Origin of the sequence: Rhodococcus sp. NPDC059179 (genome assembly GCF_042754885.1) — a bacterium.
Classification (GTDB): Bacteria; Actinomycetota; Actinomycetes; order Mycobacteriales; family Mycobacteriaceae; genus Rhodococcus_G.
Genome location: NZ_JBHZBV010000003.1, coordinates 197,852 through 221,752, shown reverse-complemented (window position 1 = coordinate 221,752; position 23,901 = coordinate 197,852). Strand labels below are relative to the sequence as shown.

General features: G+C 68.6%; 1 protein-coding gene (running past one end of the window). It reads left to right on the top strand.

Going from position 1 to position 23,901, the window contains the following annotated elements:
* A protein-coding gene (locus ACFXMV_RS09345) for a non-ribosomal peptide synthase/polyketide synthase (RefSeq protein ID WP_378611792.1) crosses the window boundary here: on the top strand, positions 1-23,901 show its 3' portion. Its footprint begins 15,213 nt before the window's first position; the window shows 23,901 of its 39,114 coding nt (coding positions 15,214-39,114); the start codon falls outside the window, past its left edge; its stop codon occupies positions 23,899-23,901.

Below are 23,901 nucleotides of genomic sequence, written 5' to 3'. Positions count from 1 at the left end.
GTGCCGGAGTGGAACACTCAGGTCTACGTGCTCGACGATCGTCTGAATCCGGTGCCCGCCGGAGTGTCCGGTGAGCTCTATCTGGCCGGTGCCCAGCTGGCGCGCGGCTATCACGGTCGTTCGGATCTGACCGCAGACCGTTTCGTCGCGAATCCCTATGGCGCGCAGGGTGAGCGGATGTACCGCACGGGTGACCTGGTCGCGTGGCGTCCGGACGGTCAACTGGAGTACTTGGAGCGCAGTGACTTCCAGGTGAAGGTACGTGGCTTCCGCATCGAGCTCGGAGAGATCGAGTCGGTGCTCGCCCGTGAGGAGTCCGTCGGTTCCGTCGTCGTTGCGGCCCGCGCCGACGCGCAGACCGGCGACAGGCTGGTGGCCTACGTGGTGCCTGCCGCGGGCGCGGTGGTCGATGCGACGGAGCTGAAGGCAGCAGCGACCGCGGCACTGCCGAGCTACATGGTCCCGGCCGCGTTCATGGTGCTCGAGGCGCTGCCGCTGACCGTCAACGGCAAGCTCGATCGAAAGGCGCTGCCGGATCCGGAGTTCACCGCCACCGAGTTCAGGGCGCCGACCACCACGGTCGAGCGTCTGGTGGCGGATACGTTCGCGGGCGTGCTCGGCGCCGACCAGGTCGGCCTGGACGACGATTTCTTCGCGCTCGGCGGTAATTCGCTCGTCGCGACCCAGGTCGCGGCCCGGCTCGGCGCGGCCCTCGACACCCAGGTGCCGGTGCTCTGGATCTTCGAGGCGCCGACGGTGGGCGCGCTTGCCGTCCGGGTCGAGGCGCACGCGGGATCGGGCGGCCGGCTGGCGCTGGTCGCCGGTGAACGCCCGGCCGAGATCCCGCTGTCGCTCGCGCAGCAGCGGATGTGGGTGCTCAACAAGATCGCGCCCGACTCCGCGGCATACAACATCCCGGCCGGAATCCGGCTGTCGGGCCGACTCGATCTCGACGCACTCGAGGCCGCGCTCCGCGACGTCCTCGAACGGCACGAGGTGCTGCGGACCGTATACCCGGATGGCACCGACGGCCCGGTCCAGTCGATCCTCGCGGTCGACGAGATGGCCCCGAGCCTGGCACCGATCCAGGTCGACGACAAGGGTCTCGAGGCCGGGGTCCTCGAGGCGGTCGGCACCGGCTTCGATGTGGCCGCCGCGGTCCCGGTCCGGGTCCGGCTGTTCGAACTGAGCCGTACCGAGTATGTGTTGGTCCTGGTCGTGCACCACATCAGTGCCGACGGATTCTCGATGGGGCCGCTGGCCCGAGACGTGATGCTGGCCTATTCCTCGCGGGTCGAGGGTCAGGCGCCGACGTGGGCGCCGCTGAGGGTGCATTACGCGGACTTCAGCCTGTGGCAGCGCGAGCTGCTCGGGTCCGAGAACGACCCGGATTCCCTGGCCTCGCGCCAGGTCGCCTACTGGCGTGACGCGTTGGCGGGCCTGCCGGACCAGTTGGATCTGGTGGCCGATCATTCGCGGCCCGCGATCCAGACCTTCGGTGGGGCACGCCTCGGATTCGAGGTTCCCGCCGACACGTACCGCGCGCTGCTCGCCTTCGCCCAGGAGCGCGGCGTCACGATGTTCATGGTCATGCATGCGGCGCTGAACGTGCTGCTGGCCCGACTGAGCGGGACCAGCGATATCGCCGTCGGCACGCCGGTGGCCGGCCGTGGTGAGCAGGCACTCGACGATGTGATCGGAATGTTCGTCAACACGCTGGTGCTGCGCACCGATGTGGACGGCGCGGCATCGTTCGAAGCCATGCTGGCGCAGGTCCGCGAACGCGACGTCGCCGCCTTCGGTCATGCCGACGTCCCGTTCGAGCAGTTGGTCCAGGTGCTCAACCCGGCCAGGTCCACCGCGCGGCATCCGCTGTTCCAGGTGGCGCTGTCCTTCGAGAACATGGTGGTTGCGGAGCTCGAACTGCCCGGGCTGACGATCTCGGCCGAGGAGGCCCGGATCGAGGTCTCCAAGTTCGATCTACAGCTGACCCTGCGGCCGGGCACGGGCGAGGGCGCCATGTCCGCCGACTTCATCTACGCGACAGACCTTTTCGACGAGCGGACGGTCCAGGGCTTCGCCGACCGCTTCCTCCGAATTCTCGAGTCCGTGCTGGTCGACCCCGGTCGAGCGGTAGGCGACATCGAGATCATGACTCCTGCCGAACACACCGATCTGGTGCAACGCATCGATCCGTCTGTGGGATCGCAGGGTCTGACGAGCACCGCGGGCCCGCGGCTGCTTGCAGACATCCTCGCCGGGGCAGCGCTGATGGATCCCGAGTCCGTCGCGCTGTCCGGCGAGGATGGGCAATTGACCTATCGCGAGCTCGACGAGCGGTCCTCGCGCCTGGCCCGGGTACTCATCACCCACGGCGCAGGCCCGGAGACGACGGTGGCGGTCGCGATCCGCAGGTCGGTCGAGTCGATCCTGACGGTGTGGGCTGTGGCGAAGACCGGCGCGGCCTTCGTGCCGGTCGACCCGACCTACCCCGAGGACCGGATCACCCACATGGTGACCGATTCCGGTGCGGTGATCGGCGTGACCACGGCCGCGCACGGCGACCGGCTGCCAGGTTCCGTCCAGTGGCTGACGCTGGACCTGGCGGAGGCCCGTTCCTCGGCACTGTCCTCGGCTCCGGTGACCGACGCCGAACGGATCCGCCCGCTGCGGCTCGAGCATCCCGCCTACGTCATCTACACCTCGGGCTCCACCGGGCTGCCCAAGGGCGTGATGGTGACGCACACCGGGCTTTCCAACGTCCGTGACCACCTGAAGCGCAGCTACCTGACGTCCGCGGAATCGCGCACGCTGCACATCGCGTCGCCGAGCTTCGACGTGTCCGTCTACGAATTGCTGCTGGCGGCGGGTGCCGGGGCCACGATGGTGATCACCCCGCCGATGGTGTGGGGTGGCGCCGAGCTGGCTGAGCTGCTGCGCCGGGAACGGGTGACCCACGCGGTGATCACACCCGCAGCGCTGGCCTCCGTCGACCCCTCCGGTCTGGACGACCTGCGCGTGATCGCGGTGGCGGGCGAGGCCTGCCCACCGGAACTGATGGCCAAGTGGGCCGTCGGGCGCCGATTCGTCAATGCCTACGGCCCGACCGAGACGACGATCATCGCCGCGCGTACCGACGCACTCGTGCCGGGACAGCAGATCACCATCGGTGCACCCACCGCCGGTATCCGGAACACGATTCTCGACGGTCGACTGCGGCCGGTCCCGGTCGGAGTGGTCGGCGAGCTGTACCTGTCCGGTCTCGGTCTGGCGCGCGGCTACCGGGCGCGGCCCGGGCTGACCGCGGACCGGTTCGTGGCTGACCCGTACGGCGCACCGGGGGAGCGGATGTACCGCACCGGTGACCTGGCCCGGTGGACCGGACGTGGCGAGGTCGACTACCTCGGCCGGTCCGACTTCCAGGTGAAGGTGCGTGGCTTCCGGATCGAGCTCGGGGAGATCGACGCGGTGCTCGCCGCCCACCCGGGGATCGAATTCGCGGTCACACTCGGACACGATTCGCCTGCGGGTGCGACCTCGCTGGTCTCGTACGCGATGCTCGCGGACGGCGTCGAGGTGGACGCCGACGCGCTCAAGGTCGCCGTCGGGCAGAAGCTCCCGGCGCACATGGTGCCGTCGGTGATCATGTTCCTCGACGAGATCCCGCGTACGCCGGTCGGCAAGCTGGACCGAAAGGCGTTGCCCGCACCGGTGTTCGAGGCTCGTGCCTACAGTGCACCGACGTCCCCGGCCGAGGTGGTCGTCGCCGGCATCTTCGCGGATGTGCTCGGCCTCGAGCGGGTCGGCGCCGACGACGATTTCTTCGACCTCGGCGGCAACTCGCTGATCGCCACCCAGGTGACCGCGCGACTGGGTGCGGCCCTGGACACCACCGTGCGCGTGGTGACCCTGTTCGAGGCGTCGACTGTCAGCGCGCTGGCCGCCGTGATCGAGCGGCAGGCCGGACTCGGTGCCCGCCCGGCGCTGGTGGCACAGGAACGTCCGGATCAGGTTCCGCTGTCGTTGGCGCAGCAGCGGATGTGGTTCCTCAACCGTTTCGATCCCGAGTCCGCGCTGTACAACATGCCGGTCGCGCTGCGACTGTCAGGTGGTCTGGAGATCGAGGCACTGCGTCTGGCCGTTGCGGACGTCTTCGAGCGGCACGAGTCGCTGCGCACGCTCTACCCCGAGACGGGTGGCGAGCCCTGCCAGGTCATCGTTTCTGCGGCGCTGTCGGCCCCGGACCTGACCCCCGTCGCGGTGGCCGAAGGCGAGATCCTCGGCACGGTCATGGAACTGGTGACCCGCGGCTTCGATGTCACCACCGAGGTTCCGCTGCGGGCACACCTGTTCACGGTGGGCCCGGACGAGTACGTCTTTGTCATGGTGGTTCATCACATCAGCTCGGACGGCTGGTCGATGCTGCCGCTGACCCGGGACGTGATGGTCGCCTACGCGGCGCGCAGCGCGGGCGAGGTTCCCGGATGGGAGCCGCTGCCCGTGCAGTACGCGGACTTCGCGATCTGGCAGCGCCAGGTGCTCGGGTCCGAGGACGACCCGGAGTCGGCGATCGCCCGACAGTTCACGTACTGGCGTTCGGCGCTGGCCGGACTGCCCGATCAGCTGGATCTGCCGATGGATCGTCCGCGTGCGCTGGTCGCCTCGAATCGGGGTGCGGCGCATGCGTTCACGATCGACAAGGACCTCCATGCCGGGTTGGACGAGCTGGCTCGTCGTCACAACTCGACCCTGTTCATGGTCGTGCACGCGGCGCTGTCGGTGTTGCTGGCGCGCCTGTCGGGTACCGAGGACATCGCGGTGGGCACGCCGGTCGCCGGTCGGGGTGAGGCCGCGCTGGACGACGTGATCGGTATGTTCGTCAACACCCTGGTGTTGCGGACCCAGGTCGACGCGGGCGTCTCGTTCGCGGACCTGCTGGCGCAGACGAAGGCCGCCGACGTGGCCGCGTTCGGCCACGCGGATGTGCCGTTCGAGCGTCTGGTGGAGGTGCTCAACCCGGTTCGGTCGCAGGCCCGCCATCCGTTGTTCCAGGTGATGCTCTCGTTCCAGAATCAGGGCTTCGCCGCGCTAGACCTGCCGGGTCTGAGCATCCGCCCTGTCGAGTTCGACGGGCAGGTCGCGAAGTTCGATCTGCAGTTGACGGTGTCCGAGTCGGTGGACGAGCACGGCGCGCAGGCGGGGATTTCGGCGGAATGGACCTACGCCACAGATCTCTTCGACGAAGCGACGGTGGCGGGGTTCGCGGAGCGGCTCACCCGCATCCTTCGCTCGATCGTCGCGGACCCGGCGCAGGCTGTCGGCGAGGTCGAGATCCTCGGCGATGATGAGCGGACGGGACTGGTCTCCCGGTACGGCGCCACCCCGGTGGTTCCGATTCCGTTGGGGCAGATGCTCACCCGTGCTGCCGCGATGGACCGGCAGGCGCCAGCCATCTCCTTCGAGGGTCGAGTGCTCAGCTACGGCGAACTCGACGAGCGGTCCTCGCGGATCGCGCGGTACCTCGCCCACCGAGGCATCGGCGCCGAGGACCTGGTGGCGGTGGCGGTGCCGCGTTCGGATCTGTCGATCATCGCGGTGTGGGCGGTGGCCAAGACCGGCGCCGCGTTCGTCCCTGTCGATCCGAACTACCCGGCCGACCGTGTCGAGCACATGGTGACCGACACCGCAGCCAGGATCGGCCTGACCACCGGCGAGTTCGTGTCCGCACTGCCGGCCGTCACCGACTGGCTGGCCCTGGACGACCCTGAATTCTGCGAGCGCACCGGGGCATTGCCCGGTGACCCGGTGACCGTTGACGAGCTGGTGCGTCCCGTGCAGGCCTCGCACCCGGCGTACGTCATCTTCACGTCGGGTTCGACGGGCAAGCCGAAGGGCGTCGTCGTCACCCATGCCGGCCTGGAGAACTTCTGCACCGAGCAGATCGAGCGGTACCGCCTGACCTCGGACAGTCGGGCGCTGCACGTGGCGTCGCCGAGTTTCGACGCGTCGGTGCTCGAGTTGCTGCTGGCCATCGGGGCGGGCGGCACGTTGGTGATCGCGCCGCCGACGGTGTTCGGTGGTGTCGAGCTGGCGGAGTTGCTGCGTCGGGAGCGGGTCACCCACTCGTTCATCACGCCGTCGGCGCTGGCCTCGGTCGATCCGGCCGGGCTGGACGAGTTCCGCGTCGTCGTCGCCGGTGGCGAGGCGGTGCCCGCGGACCTGGTGACCAGGTGGGCGCCGGGCCGCGAGCTGTTCAACGGTTACGGTCCGACCGAGACCACGATCATGACCAACATCAGCGACCCGATGGTCGCCGGTGAGCGGGTGGTCATCGGCGGCCCGACCCGCGGCATGCGCTCGCTGATCCTGGATTCGCGGCTGCGGCCTGTCCCTGCCGGGGTGTCCGGCGAGCTGTACATCGCCGGCATCCAGCTGGCTCGCGGCTACCACAACCGTCCCGCGCTGACCGCGGACCGGTTCGTGGCGAACCCCTACGGGCAGCCGGGGGAGCGGATGTACCGCACCGGCGACGTGGTGCGGTGGACGGGCTCCGGTGAGGTCGAGTACGTGGGCCGCGCCGACTTCCAGGTCAAGGTGCGCGGTCTGCGCATCGAGCTCGGGGAGATCGACGCCGCACTCACCGCGCACCCGGACGTCGAGTTCGCGACCACGATCGGGCACACCTCGGAGGCGGGGGCAACCTCGCTGGTGTCGTATGTGCTGCCGAGTTCCGGCGCCACGCTCGACCCCGCGGAGGTCACCGCGTTTGTGGCGCGGTCGCTGACCGCGTACATGGTTCCGTCGGCGATCATGGTTCTCGATGAGATCCCGTTGACGCCGGTGGGCAAGTTGGATCGGAAGGCGTTGCCTGCGCCGGTGTTCGAGGCGCGTGCTTTCCGGGCTCCGTCGACTCCGGTGGAGGAGATCGTTGCCGGGGTGTTTGCGTCGGTGCTCGGTGTGGACCGGGTGGGTGCGGATGATGATTTCTTCGAGTTGGGTGGCAACTCGTTGGTCGCGACGCAGGTGACGGCCCGGTTGGGTGTTGCTCTCGATACGACGGTGCCGGTTCGGGTGTTGTTCGACTCGCCGACGGTGGTTGCGTTGGCGGCGTGGTTGCAGGAGCGGTCCGGTCAGGGTGGCCGGGTGGCGTTGGTTGCGGGTGAGCGGCCGGAGCGTCTGCCGTTGTCGTTGGCGCAGAACCGGATGTGGTTCCTCAACCAGTTCGACACCGAGTCCGCGGCGTACAACATCCCGATGGCCATCAGGCTGGTCGGCGAGCTGGACGCCTCGGCTCTGCAGCTGGCGGTGCGGGACGTGCTGGACCGTCACGAGTCGCTGCGCACCGTCTTCCCGAAGATCGACGGCGTTCCGGTCCAGGTGATCGTCCCCGTCGACGACGTCGACCTGGATCTGACCCCGGTCGATGTCGCGGCGGACGACCTCGCCGAGACGATGGCGACCGTGCTCGGCGCCGGCTTCGACGTGACCGCGGCCGTGCCGGTGCGGGGCAGGTTGCTTCGGACCGGCCCGGACGAGTTCGCCCTGGTCCTGGTTGTTCACCACATCAGCGCGGACGGCGTGTCCACCGGGCCGCTGGCCCGCGACGTGATGACGGCGTACGTGGCCCGGGCTGCGGGTCAGGCCCCGGGCTGGGCACCGCTGCCCGTCCAATACGCGGACTTCACGCTCTGGCAGCGCGAGGTCCTCGGGTCCGAGGGCGATCCGGACTCCGTTGCCTCCCAGCAGATCGCATACTGGGTCGACGCGCTGGCGGGTCTGCCGGACCTGCTCGAGCTGCCGACCGACCACCCGCGACCGGCCGTCGCGACGCATCGTGGGTCGCTGGTGCGGTTCGACGTCGAACCGGCGCTCGTGGCCGAGATCGGCCGGATCGCGCGGGAGAACGGCGCGTCGACCTTCATGGTGATCCAGGCCGCCTTCGGTGTGTTGCTGGCACGGCTGTCCGGGACCTCCGACATCGCCATCGGCACCCCGGTCGCCGGACGCGGCGCGGCGGAGCTGGATGACCTGGTCGGCATGTTCGTCAACACTCTGGTGCTGCGCACCGAGGTCGACGGCGCAGCATCCTTCGTGGAGCTGCTGGGCGGGGTCCGCGAAACGGATCTCGCCGCGTTCAGCCGCGCGGACGTACCGTTCGAGCGGTTGGTCGAGGTGATCAACCCGGCACGGTCACAGTCGCATTCGCCGCTGTTCCAGGCGTCGCTGACTTTTGAGAACCAGCAGGGCACGGCTCTCGAGCTGCCCGGGCTGACGGTCAGTGCGTTCGACTACGTCGCGGACATGGCCCAATTCGACCTCACGCTGGCCATCACCGAGGACATGGAGATCGACGGGGTTCCGGGCGGCATCGTCGCCGGGTTGCGGTACTCCACCGATCTGTTCGAGCGCTCGACCATCGAGGCCATCGCGGCACGGCTGGTGCGGATCTTGCGGGCAGTGGTCGCCGAGCCGGACACCGCTGTCGGCGACATCGACGTACTCGGAGCCGACGAGCGCGAGCGTGTGGTGTTCGATTGGAACGCAACGGACGAACTGGTCGAGCCGAAGAACCTGGTCGAGCTGTTCGACAACCAGGTGGCTTCGACGCCGGACGCCACGGCTCTCGTCTTCGAGGGTGAGTCGCTGAGCTACGGCGAGTTCGATGCTCGGGTGAACCGGCTCGCGCGGCACCTGATCTCGGTTGGCGTCGGGCCGGAGTCGCTGGTGGCCTTGGCCATGCGGCGGTCCCTGGATCTGCTCGTGGGCATCTACGCGGTCGTCAAGGCCGGCGGTGCGTACGTGCCGGTCGACCCGGACCAGCCCGCCGAGCGGATCGGCCATATCCTCGACACGGCAGCACCGGTGTGCGTGCTGTCCACGTCGCGAGACGATGTAGAGCTTTCAGGGGACAGGTCTGCCCTTCTCGTGGACCGGTTGGACCTGTCGGTGTTCTCGGCACTGGCGATCACGGATGTGGACCGACTGTCGGCGCTGAGCTCGGCCAACACCGCGTACGTGATCTTCACGTCGGGGTCGACGGGCAGGCCGAAGGGTGTCGCGGTGACGCATGGCGCGATCGCGAACCGTCTGGTGTGGATGCAGGCCGAGTACGGGCTCGGCGCAGACGACGTGGTGTTGCAGAAGACGCCGGTGACGTTCGACGTGTCGGTGTGGGAGTTGTTCTGGCCGTTGCAGGTCGGAGCACGACTGGTCATCGCGACGCCGGATGGTCACCGGGACCCGGCGTACCTGGCGCGGGTGATCTCCGCGGAGTCGGTGACGACCGCGCACTTCGTGCCGTCGATGCTGGCACTGTTCGTTGCCGAGTCGACTGTGGTCACGGCGTCCACGCTGGTGCGGATCTTCGCCTCCGGTGAGGCGCTGCCGGCCCAGACCGCCGCGTCGTTGCGGGAGATCTTGCCGCAGGCGCGGTTGCACAACCTCTACGGACCGACCGAGGCCGCGGTCGACGTGACGTACCACGAGGTGACCGCCGCAGACGCGGTGAACGTCCCCATCGGGGCGCCGGTGTGGAACACCCAGGTGTTCGTGCTGGATGCGCGGCTGCGACCGGTTCCGATCGGCGTCGCAGGCGAGCTGTACCTCGCGGGCGAGCAGTTGGCTCGCGGGTACGTCGGGCGTAGCGATCTGACCGCGGACCGTTTCGTGGCGAACCCGTTCGACCACGGTGCACGGATGTACCGGACCGGCGACCTGGTGGCCTGGCAGCCGAACGGCGAGATCAACTACCTGGGCCGGACGGATTTCCAGGTGAAGCTGCGTGGTCTGCGGATCGAGCTCGGCGAGATCGAGACCGCGCTGCTGGCATTGCCCGAGGTAGCGCAGTCGGTGGTGACCCTGCACCGCGACGAGCGGACCGGCGAGGCGCTCGTCGCCTACCTGGTGCCTGCCGTCGGGTCGTCGGTCGATGCCGACGCGGTCAAGGTCGCGCTGCGTGCGGGTCTGCCCGCGTACATGGTGCCGTCGGCCTTCGTGGTGCTCGAGGCGTTCCCGTTGAACGCGAGCGGCAAGCTCGACCGTAAGGCGTTGCCTGCGCCCGTGTTCGAGGCGAAGCTGTTCCGGACGCCGTCGAACCCGATCGAGGAGACCGTGGCGAGCGTGTTCGCCGACGTGCTCGGTGTCGACCGGGTCGGTGCGGACGACGACTTCTTCGAGCTCGGCGGCAACTCGCTGATCGCCACCCAGGCCGCGGCACGGCTGGGTGCCGCTCTCGACACAACGGTCGAGCTGCGGGCCCTGTTCGAGGCCTCGACCGTCTCGGCCCTCGCGACGCGGGTCGGCTCGCACGCGGGCAGCGGTCGTCGCCGCGCCCTCACCGCGGGGGAGCGTCCGGACCGGATTCCGCTGTCGCTGGCGCAGCAGCGGATGTGGTTCCTCAGCCGGTTCGACAGCGAGTCGGCGGTCAACAACATCCCGGTGGCGATGCGGCTCTCGGGCGACATCGATACCGCCGCCCTGCAGGCCGCGGTCGCGGATGTCGTGGCGCGGCACGAGATCCTGCGCACCGTCTACCCGGTCTCTGCCGATGGCACCGGGGTGCAGGTGATCCTCCCCGCGGGGCAGGGTTCCGTGGACCTGACCCCTGTTCCCGTGGACGAGGCGGACCTGCTCGCACGGGTGATCGAGGTGGTTCAGGCCGGATTCGACGTCACCGCACAGGTGCCGCTGCGGGCCAGGCTGTTCCAGGTCGGGCGCGGCGAGCATGTTCTCGTGTTCGTGGTGCACCACATCGCCGCCGACGGGTTCTCCGTTGCCCCGCTGGTGCGCGATGTGATGCTGGCCTACGCGGCCCGCTCCGCGGGCGAGGCCCCGGGTTGGGCCCCGCTTGCGGTGCAGTACGCGGACTTCAGCCTCTGGCAGCGTGCGGTGCTGGGCGCCGAGGACGATCCGGAGTCGCTGATCGCGGCGCAGCTCGACTTCTGGACGCGTGCCCTCGACGGCGCTCCCGCCCAGCTGGACCTGCCGAGTGACCGGCCCCGGCCGGCGGTGGCGTCCAACATCGGCGGCGGCGTCGAGTTCGCGATCGATGCGGAACTGCATGCGGCGCTGTCGGATACGGCGCGGACACATAATTCTTCGCTGTTCATGGTCGTGCATGCGGCGCTGGCGGTGTTGCTGGCGAGGCTCTCGGGCACCAGCGACATCACCATCGGGTCGCCGGTGGCCGGTCGTGGTGAGGCGGTGCTCGACGATCTGGTCGGCATGTTCGTCAACACCCTGGTGCTGCGTACCGAGGTGGACCCGTCGGTGTCGTTCGCGGAACTCCTCGGCGATGTCCGCGAGGCGGATCTCGGTGCGTTCGGGCACGCCGACGTCCCGTTCGAGCGGCTCGTCGAGGTGCTCAACCCGGTGCGTTCGCAGGCGCGACATCCGCTGTTCCAGGTGGCGTTGTTCTTCCAGAACCACGAGCAGCCCACCCTCGAGCTGGCCGGGTTGACCATCTCCGGTCTCGATTTCGATGCCGCGATCGCGAAGTTCGATCTCCAGGTCACCCTGTCCGAGAGCGTCGACGAGCACGGCGTGCCCGCGGGTATCGGGGTGCATCTGACCTACGCGCGTGACCTGTTCGACGAGGCCACCGTGCGGGTGTTCGGCGACCGCTTCACCCGGGTGCTGCGGGCCGTGTCCGCGGACCCGGCGCTGGTGGTGGGCGACATCGAGCTGCTCGGCGGGGATGAACGCGCGCTGGTGCTGACCGGCTGGAACGACTCGGATCACGTCGTGGATTCGGGTGATCTGCTGCTCGGGGCGTTCGATGCGCAGGTCGCGGCCACGCCGGACTCGACGGCCCTGGTGTACGAGGGCGCGGCGCTGACCTATGCCGAGTTCGACGCGCGGGTCAACCGCCTGGCACGTCTGCTCATCGCCGAGGGTGTCGGGCCGGAGTCTTTGGTGGCGTTGGCGATTCGTCGCTCGTTGGATCTTGTCGTCGGTATCTACGCGGTGATCAAGGCCGGCGGCGCGTACGTGCCCGTCGACCCCGACCATCCGGCCGAGCGGATCGGGCACATCCTCGACACGGCGAATCCGGTCTGTGTGCTGTCCACCTCGCGGGACGGGTTCGAGGTTCCGGGGGACAGGTCTGCCGTCCACATCGACACGCTCGACTACTCGGGCTTGTCGCCTGCGCCGGTGACGGACGCGGATCGGATCGCGCGGTTGGCTCCGGAGCATCCCGCGTACGTGATCTTCACGTCGGGTTCGACGGGCAAGCCGAAGGGTGTGGCGGTCAGCCATGCCGCGATCGCCAACCAGATCGCGTGGATGCTGACCGAGTACCCGCTGGGCGCATCGGATGTGTACCTGCAGAAGACGGCGACGACGTTCGACGTGTCGCTGTGGGGCTTCTTCATGCCGCTTCGGGTCGGTGCGCAGCTGGTTGTGGCGACGCCGGACGGGCATCGTGATCCGGCCTATGTCGCGGCGACCATTCGCGAGCTCGGGGTGACGGTGACGGACTTCGTGCCGTCCATGCTCACCGTGTTCGCGGGTGCCGCGGCAGCCGCGGATCTCGAGAGCCTCCGATACGTGTTCGTCATCGGCGAGGCGCTGCCCGCTGAGACGGTGCGCGACTTCGCGTCGGTCTGTGATGCGGGTGTGCACAACCTCTACGGGCCGACGGAGGCGGCGGTGTCGATCACCTACGCCGACGTCACCGGCACGGAGGTCGGCGGGGCCGTCTCGATCGGCCGTCCCGAGTGGAATTCGCGGGTGTATGTCCTCGATTCGCGGCTGCGTGCCGTGCCGGCCGGTGTGCCGGGCGAGCTCTACCTCGCGGGTGTCCAGCTCGCCCGTGGCTACTACGGCCGGGTGGACCTGACCTCGGATCGATTCGTGGCGAACCCGTACGGCGACAACGGTGCTCGCATGTACCGCACCGGTGACCTGGTCTGCTGGCGGGCGAACGGTGAGCTCGAGTACATCGGCCGCACGGACTTCCAGGTGAAGTTCCGCGGGCAGCGGATCGAGCTCGGCGAGATCGAGACCGCGCTGCTGGCCCATGAGTCGGTGCTGCAGTCGGCCGTGCTGGTGGTGCAGACCGCGACTGGTGATCAGCTGGTCGGGTACGTGGTGCCCGCGCCGGGCGCCGCCATCGAGGTGGACGGACTCAGGGAGTTCGCGGCAGGTTTGCTGCCCAGCTACATGATGCCCTCGGCCCTGATGGTGCTCGACGCGTTCCCGCTCAACCCGTCCGGCAAGCTGGACCGGAAGGCACTGCCCGCGCCGGTCTTCGAGACGCGCGAGTTCCGTGCGCCGTCGACCGCGGCCGAGGTGATCGTCGCCGGTGTCTTCGCCGAGGTGCTCGGGATCGAGCGGGTCGGTCTCGACGACGACTTCTTCGAGCTCGGTGGCAACTCGCTGGTGGCGACCCAGGCCGCGGCCCGGCTCGGCGCCGCACTCGACACCCGGGTTCCGGTGCGGGAGCTGTTCGAGGCGACCACCGTCGAGGCGCTCGCGGCGCGAGTGCAGCCGACGGCCGGACTCGGCGGCCGAACCGCACTGACGGCGAAGGCCCGGCCGGATCGGCTTCCGCTGTCGCTGGCCCAGACTCGGATGTGGTTCCTGAACCGGTTCGACGCCGATTCCGCGGTGAACAACATCCCGGTCGCGGTTCGGATGTCCGGGCAGTTGGACGAGGCCGCTCTTCAGGCCGCGGTTGCCGACGTCGTGGCGCGGCACGAGGTGCTGCGGACGGTGTACCCGGAGCGCGACGGGGTCGGTTCCCAGGTGATTCTGCCGGTGGGACAGGCCGTCCCCGACATCACGCCGGAGACCGTCGCCGAGACCGATCTGTTCGCGCGGATCGTCGAGGTCGTGACGGCCGGATTCGATGTCACCGCGCACGTTCCGGTCCGCGCCACGCTGTTGCGCGTGACGAGCACGGAGCACGTGTTGGTCCTGGTGGTTCACCACATCACCGGCGACGCCTTCTCGGTCGGGCCGCTGACCAGGGACGTGATGGTCGCCTACACGTCGCGGGCCGCAGGCCTCGCGCCCGACTGGGCGCCGATGCCGGTCCAGTACGCGGACTACGCACTGTGGCAGCGGGAGGTCCTCGGCAGCGAGGACGATTCGTCGAGCCTGATCTCGCAGCAGCTGGCGTACTGGGCGGACACGCTGCGAGGCTTGCCCGAGCAGCTGGATCTGCCGTCGGATCGCCCGCGTCCCGCGGTTGCCTCCAACCGCGGTGCAGGTGCGTCGTTCACGATGGACGCGGACCTGCATCGACGCCTCGGTGAGTTGGCCAGGGCCAACAACGTGACGCTGTTCATGGTTGTGCACGCGGCGTTGTCGGTGTTGCTGGCGCGTCTGTCGGGTACCGAGGACATCGCGATCGGTACTCCGGTCGCAGGACGCGGCGAGGCCGCACTCGACGACATGATCGGTATGTTCGTCAACACCCTGGTGCTCCGGTCGAGCATCGAGTCCGGCTCGAGTTTCGAGGACCTGCTTGGCCGCACCCGCGAGGGTGACCTGTCCGCGTTCGCGCACGCAGACGTGCCGTTCGAGCGGTTGGTGGAGGTGCTGAGCCCGGAGCGGTCGCAGGCCCGCCACCCGTTGTTCCAGGTGGTGCTGTCCTTCCAGAACCTGGCGCCGACCCGGTTCGAACTGCCGGGTCTGACCCTCAGTGGCGTCGAGGCCGACGCTGCGGTCGCCAAGTTCGATCTGCAGGTGACGGTGTCGGAGTCGGTCGACGCGGACGGCGCCCCCGCCGGAATGACGGCCCACTGGATCTACGCCACCGATCTGTTCGACGAGGCCACGGTGCACGGCTTCGGGGAGCGGCTGACCCGGATCCTGCGGGCGGTCGGCGACGACCCGTCCACCGCACTCGGGGACCTTGAGGTGCTCAGCGGAGTGGAGCGGGCGGACCTGACGACCCGTCGCGGCGGCGAGGCGATCGCTGCGCGGCCGCTCGGACAGATGCTCGCCGCGGCGGCCGCGCTCGACCCGTCGGCGACGGCGATCTCCTTCGCCGGACACACCCTCGCCTACGAGGAGCTGGACCACCGTTCCTCGCGGCTGGCTCGGCTGCTGATCGCGCGGGGAATCGGAGCGGAAGATGTGGTGGCCATTGCCATTCCGCGTTCGGACCTGTCGGTCATCGCGGTGTGGGCGGTGGCCAAGACCGGCGCAGCGTTCGTGCCGGTCGACCCGAACTACCCGGCCGACCGGGTGGAGCACATGATCACCGATTCGGGTGCCGTCATCGGTCTGACCGTCGGTGACAAGGCCGGGAACCTGCCGGCCGCCGCGCGGTGGCTCGTCCTCGACGATGTCGATGTCCTGGCCCGGATCCACGCCGAGTCGGCAGGTCCGCTCACCGCGGATGAGCTGGTGCGGCCGGTGCACGTGGACCAGCAGGCGTACGTCATCTACACCTCGGGTTCGACGGGCAAGCCGAAGGGTGTCGTGGTCACCCATGCCGGTGTGGCGAACTTCTGCGAGGAACAGCGTCGCCGGTACGGGCTGAGCGATCGGACGCGGGCGCTGCACGTGGCGTCGCCGAGTTTCGACGCGTCGGTGCTCGAGTTGCTGCTGGCCATCGGGGCGGGCGGCACGTTGGTGATCGCGCCGCCGACGGTGTTCGGTGGTGTCGAGCTGGCGGAGTTGCTGCGTCGCGAGCGGGTCACGCACGCGCTCATCACGCCGTCGGCGCTGGCCTCGGTCGATCCGGCCGGGCTGGACGAGTTCGGCTGCGTGATCGTCGGCGGCGAGGCGGTGCCCGCGGACCTGGTCGCCCGGTGGGCGCCCGGCAGGCGGATGCACAACGCGTACGGCCCGACCGAGGCGACCATCGCGACCAACATCAGTGGTCCGATGACCGCCGGTGCACGCGTGGTGATCGGCGAACCCACCCTTGGCATGCACGCCATGGTCCTCGACGGTCGGCTGCGGCCGGTTCCGGTGGGTGTGGCGGGTGAGTTGTACGTCGCGGGTGTGCAGTTGGCGCGTGGCTACTTGGGCCGTCCGGGGTTGAGTGCGGATCGATTTGTGGCGAACCCCTACGGGCAGCCGGGGGAGCGGATGTACCGGACCGGTGATGTGGTGCGGTGGACGGACTCCGGTGAGGTGGAGTATGTCGGTCGTTCGGATTTCCAGGTCAAGGTGCGTGGTCTGCGGATCGAGCTGGGTGAGATCGATGCGGCGTTGGTGGCTCATGAGGGTGTCGAGTTCGCGACGACTGTGGGGCATACGAGTTCGGCTGGGGTGACCTCGCTGGTGTCGTATGTGCTGCCGAGTTCCGGCGCCACGCTCGACCCCGCCGAGGTCACCGCGTTCGTGGCGCGGTCGCTGACCGCGTACATGGTTCCGTCGGCGATCATGGTTCTCGATGAGATCCCGTTGACGCCGGTGGGCAAGTTGGATCGGAAGGCGTTGCCTGCGCCGGTGTTCGAGGCGCGTGCTTTCCGGGCGCCGTCGACTCCTGTGGAGGAGATCGTTGCCGGGGTGTTTGCGTCGGTGCTCGGTGTGGACCGGGTGGGTGCGGATGATGATTTCTTCGAGTTGGGTGGCAACTCGTTGGTCGCGACGCAGGTGACGGCCCGGTTGGGTGTTGCTCTGGATACGACGGTGCCGGTTCGGGTGTTGTTCGACTCGCCGACGGTGGTTGCGTTGGCGGCGTGGTTGCAGGAGCGGTCCGGTCAGGGTGGCCGGGTGGCGTTGGTTGCGGGTGAGCGTCCGGAGCGTCTGCCGTTGTCGTTGGCGCAGAACCGGATGTGGTTCCTCAGCCAGTTCGACCCGGAGTCTGCCGCGGCCTACAACATTCCGGCCGCGCTCCGGCTCAGCGGCAACCTCGACGTGGACGCGCTGCGCGCGGCCGTGGGTGACCTGGTGGCCCGGCACGAGGTGCTGCGGACCATCTACCCGAGCGCCGCGGACGGCGTCATCCAGGTGATCCTGCCCGCGGAGCGGGTCGAGCTGGACCTGGGTCCCGTCGACATCGCCGAGAGCGATCTTCACGCGCAGGTCGGGGAGTTGGTCACCAGCGGATTCGACGTCACCACCGAGGTTCCGGTGCGGGCCCGGTTGCTGCGGATTTCCGGTACCGAGTCCGAGTTCGTGTTGGTCGTGGTCGTGCACCACATCGCCGCCGACGGGTCCTCGATGGGACCGTTGGTCCGGGACGTGATGCTGGCCTACGCGGCGCGCACCGGCGGCCAGGCCCCGAGCTGGGCGCCGCTGCCGGTCCAGTACGCGGACTACTCCTTGTGGCAGCGTGAGATTCTCGGGTCGGAGGAGGATCCGACCTCGGTGATCTCCGAACAGCTCGGTTACTGGACACAGCAGTTGGCGGGTCTGCCGGATCAACTGGAGCTGCCGTGGGATCGGCCTCGGCCGGCGGTGCAGTCCTTCGAGGGCGGCGTGGTCGCGTTCGAGATCGATGCAGGACTGCATGTTCGTCTGACCGAGATTGCGCGTCAGCGCAATTCGACGCTGTTCATGGTGGTGCACGCGGCGTTCGCGGTGCTGCTCGCGAGGTCCTCGGCGACCGATGACATCGCGGTCGGCACGCCTGTCGCCGGTCGGGGTGACGCTGCACTCGACGAGCTGATCGGCATGTTCGTCAACACGCTCGTGTTCCGGACCTCGGTGGACGGTGCACAACCGTTCGACCAGCTCCTGGCACAGGTTCGCGAGTCCGATCTGGCGGCCTTCGGCAACGCCGATGTGCCGTTCGAGCGGCTGGTGGAGGTGCTCAACCCGACGCGGTCGACCTCCAGGAGTCCGCTGGTCCAGGTCGGCTTCCTGTTCCAGAACATGGAGATGCGCGAACTGGAGCTGGGCGAGATCACGGCCACCCCGGTCGACTTCGACGCCATCGCAGCCAAGTACGACCTCCAGCTGACCGTGGCCGACCGGTACGACGAGGCGGGTTCGCCCATCGGTCTGACGGCCTCGATGGTGTACGCCAAGTCGCTGTTCGACGCGTCCACCGTCGATCAGCTGGCGCGACGCTTCACCCGGATCCTCGAGTCGATCGCGGTGAACCCGGAGATCGTCGTCGGGGAGATCGAACTGCTCGACAGCGCCGAGCGCGGCGTGCTGATCGAGCAGTGGAACGCAACCGATCACGAGCTCCCATCGGGTCAGCTGCTGCTCGACGGCTACCGTCGTCAGGCCGCGCTGCACCCGGAGGCCGTCGCGGTGGTGTTCGAGGGGCAGTCGTTGACCTACGGCGAGTTCTCGTCGCGGGTGAACCGGCTCGCACGTCACCTGATCGCCGAGGGTGTCGGCCCGGAGTCGCTGGTCGCCTTGGCTATTCGTCGTTCATTGGATCTGGTGGTCGGCATCTACGCGGTGCTCGAGGCCGGCGGTGCTTATGTGCCGGTCGACCCGGACCAGCCCGCCGAGCGGATCGGCCACATCCTCGACACGGCGGATCCGGTGTGCGTCCTGACCACGACCCGCGACGGGTTCGACGCGGTGGGCAGGGCGACGGTGCGGATCGACGGGCCGGATCTGTCCGGGTATTCCGCCGCCCCGGTAACGGACGCCGATCGTGTCGGCGTGCTGCGTCCGACGCATCCGGCATACGTGATCTTCACGTCCGGATCGACGGGCAAGCCCAAGGGTGTGGCAGTGCCGCATTCGGCGATCGTGAACCAGATGGAGTGGATGCAGTCCGAATACCGCCTCGACGGCTCGGACGTGTACCTGCAGAAGACGGCGACGACGTTCGACCTGTCCGTGTGGGCCTTCTTCATGCCCCTGCGGGTCGGGGCGCAGCTGGTGCTGGCGACGCCGGATGGGCATCGCGATCCCGGCTACGTGGCCGACACGATCGCCGAGCACGGTGTGACGGTCATCGACTTCGTGCCGTCGATGCTGGCGGTGTTCACGGCGTCGGTTGACCCGGTGAAGTTGGTGTCGCTGCGTCAGGTGTTCGTGATCGGTGAGGCGCTACCGCTGGAGACGGTGCGTGCGTTCGCGCGGGTCTCGTCAGCGGCGGTGCACAACCTGTACGGACCGACCGAGGCCGCGGTGTCGATCACCTACCGTGACGTGACCGGCGGCGATGCCGGTGCCGTGTCGATCGGCTGGCCGCAGTGGAATTCCCAGGTGTACGTTCTCGATTCGCGGCTTCGGCCGGTTCCGGCCGGTGTGCCGGGCGAGCTGTACCTGGCGGGCGATCAGCTCGCACGCGGCTACTACGGCCGGGTGGATCTGACCTCGGATCGGTTCGTGGCGAACCCCTTCTCCTCCACCGGCGAGCGGATGTACCGGACCGGTGACCTGGTCGCATGGGGGAAGGACGGGGAGCTCGGCTACATCGGGCGCACCGACTTCCAGGTGAAGTTCCGCGGTCAGCGGATCGAGCTCAGGGAGATCGAGACGGCTGTGCTGGCGCACGAGTCGGTGCTCCAGTCGGCCGTGTTGGTGGTGCCGACGGCGACGGGCGACCAGTTGGTGGCCTACGTGGTGCCTGCGTCGGGTGCGAGTGCCGGAGCCGACGAACTGAAGGCGTTCGCGGCAAGGTCGCTGCCGGGTTACATGGTCCCCGCGGCGGTGGTGGTGCTCGCGGAGTTCCCGCTGAACCCGTCCGGCAAGCTGGATCGGAAGGCGTTGCCCGCGCCGGTGTTCGGGGCAAGGGTGTTCCGGGCGCCGGTCACTGCAGCCGAGCAGATTGTGGCTGGGGTGTTTGCGGAGGTGCTCGGGGTCGACCGGGTCGGGTTGGACGATGACTTCTTCGAGCTGGGCGGCAACTCGCTGGTCGCGACGCAGGTGACGGCCCGGTTGGGTGTCGCCTTGAACGCGACGGTGCCGCTGCGTGCGTTGTTTGACGCACCGACGGTGGTTGCCCTCGCGGTGCGGGTCGAGCAACACAACGGCAAGGGTGACCGGGTGCCGCTCGAGGCTCTGGATCGTCCGGAGCAGATTCCACTTTCCCTTGCACAGCAGCGGATGTGGTTCATCAACCGGTTCGACCCGGAGTCGGCGGCTTACAACATTCCGGTCGCGATCCGGCTCTCCGGTGATCTCGACATCGCCGCGCTGCAGGCCGCGATGGCGGACGTGCTCGAACGCCACGAATCGTTGCGAACCGTCTACCCCGAGGTCGATGGTGTTGCGCAGCAGGTGATCCTGCCGGCCGCGCAGGTGGTCCCGGACCTGACGCCGGTGGCGATTCGCGAGTCCGAGGTGTTCGAACGGGTCGTGGCGTTGGTGTCGGCGCCGTTCGACGTCACTGCCTCCGCGCCGCTGCGCGCGACACTGTTCGAGGTGGGGTCCGCGGAGTACGTGCTCGTGCTCACCGTGCACCACATCAGTGCTGACGGTTGGTCGATCACCCCGTTGACGAGGGACGTGGTGCTCGCCTACGCAGCGCGCACAACGGGGCAGGCTCCGGCCTGGTCGCCGCTGGCGGTGCAGTACGCGGACTTCGCGTTGTGGCAGCGTCGTCTGCTCGGCGCGGAGGACGATCCGGCCTCCCTGCTCGCCACCCAGTTGGACTACTGGCGCGGTGCCCTCGCCGGGGCGCCGGATCTGCTGGAACTGCCGACAGACCGGCCACGTCCGGCGGTCGCGAGCAACCGAGGTGCGAGTCTGGCCTTCGAGATCAGTCCCGAGCTTCACGCCGGGGTGGGCCGGATCGGCCGCGAACACGGGGTGACGCAGTTCATGGTCGTGCATGCCGCGCTCGCGGTGCTGCTGGCCCGGCTGTCCGGTAGTTCTGACATCGCGGTCGGTGCTCCGATGGCGGGTCGCGGCGAGGCGGTCCTCGACGACCTCGTGGGCATGTTCGTCAACACCCTGGTGCTTCGCACCGAGGTGGACGTGGCGGAGTCGTTCGCCGGGTTGATGGCGCGGGTCCGGGACACCGACTTGTCGGCGTTCGAGTACTCCGATGTGCCGTTCGAGCGGCTCGTGAACGCGATCGCTCCGACCCGGTCCCAGTCGCATTCACCGCTGTTCCAGGTTTCGTTGACCTTCCAGAACATGGCCCGCACGGATCTGGAACTACCCGGACTGACGATCAGCGCGCTCGACCAGGGCATCCAGGTGACCCAGTTCGATCTGGACCTCACGCTCAACGAGGCGTTCACGGATGAGGGTGACCCGAACGGGATGCACGCGTCCTTCACATACGCGACGGATCTGTTCGACGAGGCGACAGTTGCCGGCTTCGCCGATCGCTTCGTGCGGATCCTCGCAGCGGCCGTGGCGGACCCGCGGTCCCCGATCGGCGACGTCGAGATTCTCGCGGGCGACGAGCAGGAGCGGGTGCTCCGCGAGTGGAATCAGACGGCGGTCGAGCTCGCACCGGCGACGCTGGTCGAGTTGTTCGACGCCCAGGTCGGACGCACCCCCGATGCGGTGGCGCTGCGGTTCGAGGGAGCGCAGCTGACCTATCGCGAGTTTGACGAGCGGGCGAACAGGTTGGCGCGCAAGCTGATCGCGGACGGTGTCGGTCCGGAGATGTTGGTGGGCCTCGCGATGCGCCGCTCGCTGGAGCTGATGATCGGGATGTACGCGGTCGTCAAGGCAGGCGGCGCGTACGTGCCGATCGATCCGGATCACCCGGCCGACCGGATCGAGTACGTGCTCGAGTCCTCGGCGCCGGTGTGCGTGCTCACCACCGCCGCGGACGAGGTGGTGCTGCCCGAGCATGTGACGGTGGTGGAGATCGACGGGCTCGACCTGAGCGCGGTCGACGGTGCCCCGATCGTGGATGCCGAGCGGCACGCGCCGCTGCGGCCGCAGAACACCGCGTATGTGATCTACACGTCGGGTTCGACCGGTCGCCCCAAGGGGGTTGCGGTCTCGCACACCGCGATCACCAACCAGACGCGGTGGATGCACTCGTACTTCCGGATGAGTGGACGCGACCGGGCCATGCAGAAGGCACCGATCACTTTCGACGTGTCGGTCTGGGAGTGCTTTGCGGTGCACCAGGTGGGTGGCCGACTGGTGGTCCTGCGTCCCGACGGGCATCGGGATCCCGCCTACATGGCCGAGGTCATGCACGCCGAGGGCATCACCATCGCCGAGTTCGTGCCCTCGTTGCTGGATGTGTTCCTGGCCGACCCGAACCTGGGTATGCCCGAGTCGATGCGCCAGATCCTGGGCGGCGGCGAGGCATTGTCCCCGCAGACCGCCCGTAAGGTCGCAAAGCTCGGTGTGAAGGTCGAGAACACGTACGGGCCGACCGAGGCCGCGATCACGACCACCTACTTTGACTGCACCGTGACGGATGAGTCGAGCGTGGTGCCGATCGGTCGTGCGGTGTGGAACACCAGGTCGTACGTGCTCGACGCACGCCTGAACCCGGTGCCGGTTGGCGTGGCGGGCGAGCTCTACCAGAGTGGCGACCAGCTGGCCCGCGGCTACGTCGGCCGCGCGGACCTGACCGCCGATCGGTTCGTTGCCGACCCGTTCGGGGAGCCGGGAGCGCGGATGTACCGGACCGGCGACCTGGTGCGCTGGAATGCGGACGGTCAGCTGGAGTTCCTCGGCCGCACCGACTTCCAGGTGAAGCTGCGCGGTCTGCGAATCGAGCTCGGTGAGGTCGAATCGGCACTCCTGCGGTCCGAAGCGGTGGTGCAGGCAATCGTGACGGTCGTTCGTGGCCCGCACGGGGGCGAGCACCTGGTCGGCTACGTGACCGTGCAGCCGGGCGCCGCGACGACGGGGCAGGACCTGCGCCTCGCGGTGGCGGCGGACCTGCCTGCGTACATGGTGCCGTCGCAGATCCTCGTGCTCGACCAGTTCCCGGTCAGTGCGGCTGGCAAGATCGACCGCAGGGCGCTGCCGGACCCGGTGTTCGAGGCTCGAGAGTTCCGGGCGCCGGTGACGAAGGTCGAGCAGACCGTGGCGGGCGTGTTCGGTGAGGTGCTCGGGGTGGAGCGGGTCGGTCTCGACGACGACTTCTTCGATCTGGGCGGAAACTCGCTCGTCGCGACGCGGGTGTCCTCCCTCCTGGGCGCCGAACTGGCGATGCAGATACCGGTGCTGTGGCTGTTCACCAGTTCCTCGGTCGAGGCGTTGGCCGCAAGGGTCGCGTCCGCTCGGCTCGGGCTGGAGAACCTCTCGGAGGATGCGGCATTCGACGTGCTCATCCCGCTTCGGGGCGGCGGGGCCAAGCCGCCGGTGTTCTGTCTCCATCCGGTTCTCGGAGTGTCGTGGGCGTTTGCCGGCCTGGCACCGCACATCGACCGCGAGCGGGGCATCTACGGACTGCAATCGCCTGCCCTTTCGGGCGAGCAGTTGCCGGAGACCATCGAGGCGTGGGCGCGGCTGTATGTCGAGAAGATCAGGACTGTGCAGCCGGAGGGGCCGTACCACCTGATCGGCTGGTCGCTCGGTGGCGTGATCGCGCACGCGATGGCGGCACAGCTGCAGGAGATGGGCGAGGAGATCGCGGTCCTGGCCATGATGGACAGTTACGCACATCTTCCGGCCGAACGATTGGTGGCCGATCGGGGCATGACCGCAGGCGACCTGCTCGGCGGGCTGCTTCCCACGCTGGTTGCAGACGGCGGTGCAGGGTCCGGGTTGTCGCTCGACGCGTTGTCCGGGCAGGAGCTGTCCGAGGATTTGCTGGACGGCATCCTTGCGCACCTCCCGGCACCGTTCGATGGGATCGGCGCGGAACGGCTCTCGGGTGCCATCGAGGGGGTTGGCCAGGCGAGCGCGATGACTGACGGGTACGCGCCGCCCAGGTTCAAGGGTGACGTGTTCTACTTCGCGGCGCTCGAAGACGACCCGAGCGGGGCCGTCGGCGCCGCCACCTGGCAGGACGTCGTGGACGGACGGATCGTCACGCACGGCATCGCGGCCGATCACTGGGGGATGGCGTCGCCGGCCTCTCTCGCCAGGATCGGGGGGGTGCTGAACGAGGCGTGGAACGCTGATGAGGAAATCGTCGGCGAGTAG